Genomic DNA, 7,601 nt, shown 5'->3' on the forward strand with positions numbered 1-7,601 from the left:
TGCGATGAAATGGACAATTATCTTTTGTTTCTGTATTTTCTATTTATCCAAAACAGCCAATTGCCAACTGAATGTGCAGTTATTGCACCAGTTGGTAGGACATAGTAAGGAGGAATATGAACGGCAGAAAGACGCTCGTGACCGCCAGGCGCTTACCACGACAAATGAACAAGTAAATACTTCCTCGACAGCAAAACTCAAAAAGAAATATCGTGAGATTCAAGATCGGTTCAGTATCCTGCAAATAGCATTGCAGGGACTGAGTATAGGAATTGAATCCAAACCAATTATTGAACGGATTATTGCCCACCAGAACAGAATAATAAGTATCGCATCTGACCATCCCGAATTTATTCCACTGGCGTTAAACACTGAACGGGAAATTGTTAATAGGTCACTTCAATTGGGAAGATACCTTACCGGATTATTTTTAACAATCGGAGATCTCAACCAGATGAAAACCAGTGACCGCCGCTTGCTTTATGGACATATTCTCACTGAACTTCGCCAAATCGAAGGGGCATCAAGGGGATTGGCTTCGAACTTATATTATACAACTAGGAAGAAAATACTGGACGGTCTCAATCCCTTTAAGGAGTATATAAATACCGATAAGCGGATAGTTGAAAACATATTAAGACAATTAGAACATAAGCCATGAAACATCATCTATTTTATCTGATTATCTTCTGTTTTAATTTTTCTTATGGGCAAGGTTATGTGACAATAATTTCGGATGCAAAACATCTGGCAATAGTAAATGAGAATGGAGCTGTCAGGCTTGCTTCTGAATCGGCGCACAACAGCATGCTCAAACAGATCAATCAGAACCTGGACAATATCAACCTCAATATAACTTCACTGGTTATTGTTCAGCAGGTTATCCATCGGTCTTTAACAGAAGTCAACAGTGCTTTAAAAACAGGAAGATCCGTGATGCAGGTTTCATCTCTTATTACTGAAATCAATAAACAGTCCAATAGCTTAATAGCAATGTCAAAAGACGAACCATGGCTGCTTTTAGTAGCTGAGGGAACGGCAAAACAACTAAAAGTGAGGGGAATAAACCTTGCTTCGGAAGTTTCTGATTTTGTCCTTAAGGAAGGTAAAAACGTCTTAATGGATTATGAAAAAAGAGATTTTCTAATGCGTAAGATCATTATAGAGCTGAAAGTCATGCGGGCACTCCTTTTCAGTATGGAACGGGCGGTTTATTGGACAAAAATAAATGGATTATTAAAAACAGTGAATCCCTTCAAAAATTTTATTAATAAGGATATCCAGAAAGCAAACGAGATTTTAAGAAACTATGAAGCCATTAAACATTGAATTATGTGGAGAAATTTAACAATAGTTATTATTCTGTTGGGTGCAAGATCGGTTTACGGTCAAAGGGTTAAACGACAAACCGATAAACATATTATCAACCAGCAGGAGCGTATGGTTCATAAACAATGGGACCGCAAGAAATTCACGCCTACCTCCGGCTTTCTGGGACTCAATTATCAATACTGGCTCACCTGGGGGCTACACCCAAATTATCCCAAGCTGGATAGGCGGCCCCTATCTGGTTCAGGTCCTCAGACAATGCGTATGGGATTGGTTCTCGCCATGCAAAATACAAGTAATTCTTATAAAAAACAGTCCGATACCATCCGAAATACAGCTTTAAAGGAGTTAGCCCGGTATTCTGGGTTTACGAGTGAAGCCGATCCTTTGTGGATACTATATTATAAAAATGAGTTCAATGCACTTGAAAAGGATGGATCGGCTATTCTTGAAGGCCTGAATTCTGAGATCAAAGCATATCTGGTGAACAAAGGAGTTTACGAATGGTATTTAAACGAAAGTGCTGAATTGAAAGAGCGCTTGGAGGCTTTAAGAAATACAGACCTTGAAAGAGGTAGCAGGATAATGGGGTATCATCGCCTGCTTGCAGAATACAGAGCTCTTGAATCGGCATGGGAATCCAAGAGAAGCAATGCACTCAAATTTCTATCTATATCAAAGGGACTCTCCTCTGTTAAGGATACTGACCGAGTGATATCGCTTCCAAACTCAGGGCAATCTGATGTAGAAATTGCGAATAGAATCCTAAAAAAGAACAGATGATAAATTAGCTTTTATGACATACACTTTTTTTTTACAGGCATCTCCAGTGGGGGTGCCTGATTCATTTAAAGATACCTATAATTTCCTGCAGGGAAATGGGGTATACGAAGAAGGCGTAATGCACTTCCTGAAAGGGATGAAAGATACGATATGGACACATTATGATACGTTTATCACGGATGCGCAGGCACTGGCGGCAATCTTTATGCTCATATTTTTTGCAATAAAAAGCTATGAAATGATGTCCGGTGATAAAAAAATGGAGATAATGCCGCTTTTGCGACCATTTGGTCTGGTCATGGTTATCATCTGGTGGGGCGCATTCGCGCGAGTAGTTGCTTATCCTACGGATATTGTCGCGGCTAAAACGGAAAGTCTATTTGATAACGGTCAGACGGAAGTGAACAGCTTGCGGCTCCAGCGTGCGAAATTAATGTATGATATCGCCAATTCCCTGACCCAGATCCAGGCGGAAACCGAAGTTGCAAAAAACGAAGCGGATACCTGGTACGACAAGGCGTGGGATGCGGTTACCTCGACCGTAAAGGATGGATTCACCTCTGTCTGGAACAACGTTGTTGAGCTCAGAAACAGGATGCAGATAAATTTGCAGCTTTGGATGACCTATACACTGGAAACATTGGCAGTCTGGGTATTAAGGATATGTGTCTATATCATATTCATGATCCAAATACTCTATTCGACCATTCTGATCATTTTAGGGCCATTTTCTGTTGCCGTGAGTATTCTTCCCGCATTTAGGGATTCATTTGGAACATGGATCGCCCGTTTTGTTTCTGTAAACCTTTATTCGGGGATTGCTTACCTGGTGATGCATATTGCCAGTCTTTTCCAGCAATATGCTCTTGAAGCTGAAATCACCCGATATCAGGAATTATTGTCCAGCTCTGGCGATAAACTTGAAAAACTTGGCTGGCTTGCGGGAAATGGTATTATGTCATTTGGGATTGTGATCGTTACCTTTCTAATTGGTGGACTGACTATGCTTACAGTCCCAAGCATCAGTACATGGATAGTATCCACCTCGGGAATCACCTCCGCTGCAGGAACAATGGGGCGTGGAGCTTCAGGTATGGCAAGAACCGCCAGAAGAATAGTCGCCAAATTCTAAACTTAAATATAAACCATGATTATAAAAAATATAGAATCAAAGATCCGGCTTGCAACGCTAATTGCAATAGGAAGTCTGGTAACTGCTACGCTTCTGGTTTTCATTGTCTCCTTCTTTGCATATCGACAAGTCGAGAGTGCAAGAAAGTCAGTTTATGTACTGGACATAAATAATGTTCCGCTGTCTGCCCAGCAGACGAATGTGGAGATGAACCGTCCGGCAGAATACCGGACACATGTTAATTTATTTCATAGCCTATTTTTTACCCTTACACCGGACGAGAAGTTTATTGAGTATCAGATGAAGCGCGCGATGTATCTAATAGATGAGTCGGGAGCCCTACAATATAATAATCTCCGGGAAAAAGGTTTTTTTAATTCCATTTTATCTTCCAGTGCGGTACTTACAGTCCAGACCGATTCTATCTACCTCAATGGAAATTATTTTCGCTTTTACGGTAAACAGACTATAGACCGACGAAGCTCAACTGTAGTTCGGAGTTTGGTTACGGAAGGATATCTAAGGGATCTTAAAATCCGGACAGAAAATAACGCTCATGCCGTATTGATAACGCGCTGGAAAACACTGGAAAATAAAGACCTAAGCTATGTTCAGAAAAATAACCTCTAATCGACCCGATAGTAGCGTCTTGAAGGAAATCAGTAAGGAGTTCTATACTTATTTCCGATATATTAAAATGTTTGTACGGTGCCGGTTGATAGCTTATCCTAGACAGGTCTATATACTGATGATATTATGTATCACGATTTCTATCTGTTGTTTTTTTCTGCTGCCCAAGCCAATGGATGTTAAAACGACAAAAAGCGCCCATTCTGTTAAACCAGTGTCAGATGGAATGGCGCATATCATGGGATCAATTTCTGACCTGAAAGAAATAATAGAACTCCAGGCAATTATGGACGGTCTTTCAACAAAGAGGAATCTAGATAAACAGGATAGTCTGATCCTGATCCAGATCAAGGAAAGACTTTTTGCGCTCGAAAACCTCAAGGCAAAAGATTCTATTTCTAGCGATTAAAGAGAAGGTACTTTTCTTCCAAAAAGACTGATTCTCATTTTTTACAACTAAATCCAGTAATATTATGAAACTAGACCTAAAAAGGCCAAGGTATATAATACCCTTGATCGTGTTGCCTTTTATCTTAATTTTCTTTTATGCTTACCAGTCAGCATTTTCAAAAGACAAAGTTACGAGTGATCATAAAGTACAGCTTCAGGAGCAGATTTCGGATGTTTCTCCAGAAGTTAAAAATAAAGCGCTGACAGATAAGTTAAATGCTTACAGAGAACTTTACAGGCGTGGAGATGGCTATACAGCGGTAAATCAATTGCAGGAAGAAAAAGTAGATGGATTCCGTTTTGATGAAATTTACAATGACAAAGAAAAAAGAAAGCTGGATTCCATCAGGGATAAGCTTAAACAGGAATCGCTAAACGCTCGGACAGGAACAAAAAGCTTTCGGGTAAATGAAGACCTGGACAGTGTATTAAGCACCCTTGTTCCCAGATCCCAACCCGTACCAAGAAAGGAACCAGTAAGGAAAGAAGAAGATCCGATGCTCCTGTTTCGCCGGCAGATGGAATTTGCCGATAGTCTCGCAAAGGCTAACGACCCAGAAGAAAAAGCTGCCAGAGAACAGCGGGAGCGGATGGAGAAGGTGAAAAAAGCAGAAGCGGATATGCCCTTGCTGAAAGTAAAGAAGGCTGATGTGGCCGAATCCGTTTTTAATACAGTCAAGGACAATCAGCAAGAATCATTTATACAGGCTATCGTTGATGAAAACATAATCGGATACGTGGATTCCAGGTTGCGCATCAGGTTAATGGATGACCTGCTGGTCGGAAGCAATCTAATCCGAAAAGGGACATATCTCTATGCGAAGATAAGTGGATTTAGCGGACAACGTGTGCTACTGAGTATAACCTCAATTATGTTGGGGGGCAAAATTCTTCCTGTAAAACTTGATTTATATGATAATGACGGCCTTCAGGGGCTCTATGTTCCTTCTTCTGCATTTAGGGAATTTAGCCGGGAATTGGGTGCTAATTCCTCCCAGGGAATCAGTATCCAGCAGGTGGAAAATCAGAATCAGCTCATGATGGGAGTCATCCAAAGGATGTTCCAATCCACCACCACGGCAGTTTCCAGATATATTCGAAAAAACAGGGCAAAAATCAAGTATAATACCCTGGTTTACTTAATAGACCCACAGACACTTCGTGATAATCAAAAACAATACAAATAATCATTCATCATTTTCAATTATGAGAAATCTATTTCTGTTTTTATCGGCCTTATTTCTAATTGCCAAAGTACCAGCAATGGGACAGTCCCCAGGTGACCATCTGCTGGGCGATCTTAAATCTATTAGACTTTCCAAAGGCAATACAGTACACATTCTTTCCCCGGAACCAATTAGGTATGTTGATATATCTTCAAAAAAAGTTGCCGCAGACCTTCCTATGGAGAATCTGCTTCGGCTGAAAATAGTCCCTGACAGCCTGAATTTAGATGGGGTAGGAGCGGAGCTTGGAAGTGTTACCCTGGTAGGAGAAAATTATCTCACCCAATTCAGGGCTCTGCAATCCGAGCAGTATGTTGAAACCCGGTCACCTGTTCTGTATCAAATTGATCCATTGACCGTGGTTCCGCTGGAGCAAGCTGAAAACTCTCTCAGCAGAAGTCAGATGAGGTCGTTGTCGTATACCCTTTTGGCCCAATCAGACAAGCGCCCGCTGAGAAAAGAGGAAAGATTTGGTGTCGGAATTCATTTGAACAGTATCAGGACGGTAGGAGATTTTATTTTCTTAGATCTGTCCTTTACCAATAAAACAAAGCTTTCCTTTAGACCGGATCAGCTACGTTTTTTTATAGAGGATAAAAAAATCACGAAGGCAACAAATGTTCAATCTGTTGAAATAGAACCTATATGGCAATTCGGGCCTTTTGACGTTTTGAGGAAAAAGAACCGGAACATATATATTCTTAAAAAGGTAACATTCCCGGGAAGTAAAATTTTACGGGTCAGTCTCACCGAAAAGCAAATGTCCGGCAGGACAATTGACCTAAAGATCAAATACCAAGATATATTGAATGCCGATTCTTTATAACTGATACAACATGGAAGAAACAAAAGAACAGCAGGGGCTTTATAGGTTCTTCCAGTTTTCCATTTATCTTTCCATATTTCTTGAGTTCTACCTCTTTCTTTATGTTGAGAAATCCCTTGGATATGGGATTTTAAGCAAGATAGATTTACTTTTTGCTTCTAAGCTTGCAAGATTGCCTTTTTATTCCGGTCTGCTAGCAAGTAAGGCTTTTTCAATCTTTTTGGTCATACTGGTTTCTATCGGTACATTAAGTAAAAAGAAGAAAGATCTAAATCCCAAAAACCAGATTGTTTATCCACTTTCCACTGGATTTATCCTACTTGCTATGGCAATTTGGTTTCACGGTCATCATGAAAAATCTGTTTTCTATGGTTTGAACTTTTATGATATGGGTTACGTGCTCAGTTCGATCCTGGGTATAATTCTGGTCCATGTTTCACTGGATAACATCTCTAAGATCATAAGTTCAAGACTGGGGAAAGATAAATGGAATATTGAAGAAGAATCCTTCATGCAGCCCACGGAAGCGAAAATATCTCCGTATTCAGTCAATATTCCCATGTTATTTTATTTTAAGGGAAGAGTACTGAAAGGCTATATTCCGCTAGAAAACCTATTCAGGGGCTGTTTAGTTTGCGGAGTTCCGGGTAGTGGGAAGAGCTTTGGAGTGATTATGCCAATTCTGCGACAAATGTTGGCAAATTCCTTTACGATGTGTATTTATGATCTAAAATACCCTGATCTGGGAAAGATAGCCTACTATCATTATCTGCTGGCAAAACAGGAAGGAAAGATGCTGGATTATGAATTCCACGTCATCAATCTGAATGACCCATCAAAAAGTCGTCGTGTAAATCCATTTAAGCCGGAATATCTTCAAACTCTTGCCGACTGTTAATTCGCATATAAATACCCCCAGCAATTCGCATTAAAATGCCACCACCTTAAACAATTAAGGTTTTACTTGTTGAGAGTATAATAAACTCTCAGCGTTATGTATAAAGTGGCTATGTACAATACGATAAAAACACTTTTGGAACACGGCAAATCTTTGCGGGAGATCTCAAGGGAACTTGGGATGTGCCGCAAGACCGTTTCGCGTATCCAAAAAGCGCTGCTGAATGGAGATTCAGCTCCGAGGCAGCAGTCCCGTTCCAGTGGTCTTGAGGTATTTCATGAACAGATCGAGCATTATCTGGCCAGTGGACTTTCGGCACTGCTGATC

The 7,601-nt window shown here is 40.4% G+C and carries 10 protein-coding genes; all 10 read left to right on the forward strand.

Features of this window, described 5'->3' with window-relative positions; all coding sequences use genetic code 11:
* Nucleotides 1-4 precede the first annotated feature (4 nt).
* Nucleotides 5-661 carry a hypothetical protein gene (locus IQ31_RS24150; RefSeq protein WP_145330667.1) on the forward strand — a complete coding sequence of 219 codons (657 nt, stop codon included), beginning with the start codon at nucleotides 5-7 and terminating at the stop codon, nucleotides 659-661.
* Nucleotides 658-1,329, forward strand: coding sequence for a hypothetical protein (locus IQ31_RS24155; RefSeq protein ID WP_145330669.1), 672 nt, complete (start codon nucleotides 658-660; stop codon nucleotides 1,327-1,329). The genes IQ31_RS24150 and IQ31_RS24155 overlap by 4 nt, the downstream gene beginning before the upstream one ends.
* Before the next feature lie 3 nt (nucleotides 1,330-1,332).
* Nucleotides 1,333-2,112 carry a hypothetical protein gene (locus IQ31_RS24160; RefSeq protein WP_145330671.1) on the forward strand — a complete coding sequence of 260 codons (780 nt, stop codon included), beginning with the start codon at nucleotides 1,333-1,335 and terminating at the stop codon, nucleotides 2,110-2,112.
* Between the two features lie 13 nt (nucleotides 2,113-2,125).
* Nucleotides 2,126-3,244, forward strand: coding sequence for a TraJ family protein (locus IQ31_RS24165; RefSeq protein ID WP_167512274.1), 1,119 nt, complete (start codon nucleotides 2,126-2,128; stop codon nucleotides 3,242-3,244).
* A gap of 15 nt (nucleotides 3,245-3,259) precedes the next feature.
* Nucleotides 3,260-3,874 (forward strand): conjugative transposon protein TraK, encoded by a 615-nt coding sequence (gene traK / locus IQ31_RS24170; protein ID WP_145330673.1) that lies wholly within the window; start codon nucleotides 3,260-3,262, stop codon nucleotides 3,872-3,874.
* 172 nt (nucleotides 3,875-4,046) lie between these two features.
* The gene (locus IQ31_RS27755) at nucleotides 4,047-4,283 is read left to right on the forward strand and encodes a hypothetical protein (protein ID WP_208734381.1); all 237 of its coding nucleotides are present in this window, start codon (nucleotides 4,047-4,049) and stop codon (nucleotides 4,281-4,283) included.
* A 64-nt stretch (nucleotides 4,284-4,347) separates the two neighbouring features.
* Entirely contained in the window at nucleotides 4,348-5,511 is a 1,164-nt protein-coding gene (locus IQ31_RS24180) for a conjugative transposon protein TraM (RefSeq protein ID WP_145330677.1), read from the forward strand.
* 19 nt (nucleotides 5,512-5,530) lie between these two features.
* Complete coding sequence (gene traN, locus IQ31_RS24185) at nucleotides 5,531-6,376, forward strand: conjugative transposon protein TraN (protein WP_145330679.1); 846 nt, start codon at nucleotides 5,531-5,533, stop codon at nucleotides 6,374-6,376.
* Between the two features lie 10 nt (nucleotides 6,377-6,386).
* A complete protein-coding gene (locus IQ31_RS24190; RefSeq protein ID WP_145330681.1) occupies nucleotides 6,387-7,274 on the forward strand; it encodes a YWFCY domain-containing protein in 888 nt (295 codons plus the stop codon).
* A 96-nt stretch (nucleotides 7,275-7,370) separates the two neighbouring features.
* Nucleotides 7,371-7,601 (forward strand): helix-turn-helix domain-containing protein (locus IQ31_RS24195; protein WP_145330683.1); only part of this gene is annotated, 231 nt, incomplete at its 3' end.

Origin of the sequence: Sphingobacterium siyangense (genome assembly GCF_007830445.1) — a bacterium.
GTDB classification, from domain to species: Bacteria; Bacteroidota; Bacteroidia; order Sphingobacteriales; family Sphingobacteriaceae; genus Sphingobacterium; species Sphingobacterium siyangense.